The organism is Citrobacter sp. Igbk 16 (assembly GCF_028069755.1).
Taxonomy (GTDB): Bacteria; Pseudomonadota; Gammaproteobacteria; order Enterobacterales; family Enterobacteriaceae; genus Citrobacter.
This window is the reverse complement of record NZ_JANEWJ010000109.1, coordinates 1-274: the sequence shown is the minus strand read 5'-3', so window position 1 is coordinate 274 and position 274 is coordinate 1. Positions and strand designations below refer to the sequence as shown.

The 274-nt window shown below is 49.6% G+C and carries 2 rRNA genes; both read right to left on the bottom strand.

Annotated features, from left to right (window positions below):
* Nucleotides 1-75: ribosomal RNA gene (rrf, locus tag NNO03_RS22585) — 5S ribosomal RNA — on the bottom strand; the annotation flags it as partial.
* A gap of 97 nt (nucleotides 76-172) precedes the next feature.
* Nucleotides 173-274 (bottom strand): 23S ribosomal RNA (locus tag NNO03_RS22580); the annotation flags it as partial.

Here is a 274-nt window from a genome sequence, read left to right as displayed (position 1 = left end):
ACCATCGGCGCTACGGCGTTTCACTTCTGAGTTCGGCATGGGGTCAGGTGGGACCACCGCGCTACAGCCGCCAGGCAAATTCTGTTTATCAGACCGCTTTTTGCGTTCTGATGTAATCTGTAATCAAACTGAATCTTGTGTCTGTCTTTCGCCAAAACACCTTCGGCGTTGTAAGGTTAAGCCTCACGGTTCATTAGTATCGGTTAGCTCAATGTATCGCTACACTTACACACCCGACCTATCAACGTCGTCGTCTTCAACGTTCCTTCAGGAG